The sequence below is a fragment of the Escherichia sp. KCJ4928 genome, assembly GCF_004352695.1.
GTDB lineage: Bacteria > Pseudomonadota > Gammaproteobacteria > Enterobacterales > Enterobacteriaceae > ECMA0423.
The window spans coordinates 1-490 of record NZ_SJWV01000590.1 but is presented as its reverse complement, the minus strand read 5'-3'; the positions used below and the strand labels follow the sequence as shown (position 1 = coordinate 490).

1 protein-coding gene is annotated in these 490 nt (G+C 51.8%); it reads right to left on the bottom strand.

Annotation, left to right across the window (positions count from 1 at the left end; translation table 11 throughout):
* A partial coding sequence (gene pilV, locus E0D98_RS25745) for a shufflon system plasmid conjugative transfer pilus tip adhesin PilV (RefSeq protein WP_131891527.1) occupies window positions 1-490 on the bottom strand: 490 nt, incomplete at both ends.

Here is a 490-nt window from a genome sequence, read left to right as displayed (position 1 = left end):
GGTAGAGACGGTCACTTTCCTGCAGGTCATCACCGCTCATGACGACGGCGATGTGACCTGTCGAACAGGTAAGTCCGTAGTCTCCCGGTTTATCTGTCCAGGCTCCGAATGCGCCTGTTGCCGTTCCATTTTTGCTGATAAATCCACCCAGCCCCGGCAACTGACCCGCCACACTACGCAGCCCTTCTTCTTTGATTGTCTGCCCTCCAGTTGAGCAGGTCAGGGCTTCCAGACGCCCGGTGGTCTGGTTACGGCGGATACCGGTGATATAACTCTGACCAAAGGGAGAATGGTTAAACCCCTGTTTCAGATATTCCTGACGAATCAGATCATCAGCCGTGAAATTTGCCGGAAGGCTGCCGCTATGCAGACGGGCATTGTTGTCGGCAATATAGTTTCTGGCTGCGGTATTGTAGGCATCTGCATGATATGCAGCACTCTGGTAAAGCTGCTCATTCAGCCAGTTTTCAATTTCTGAATAAATCATTGG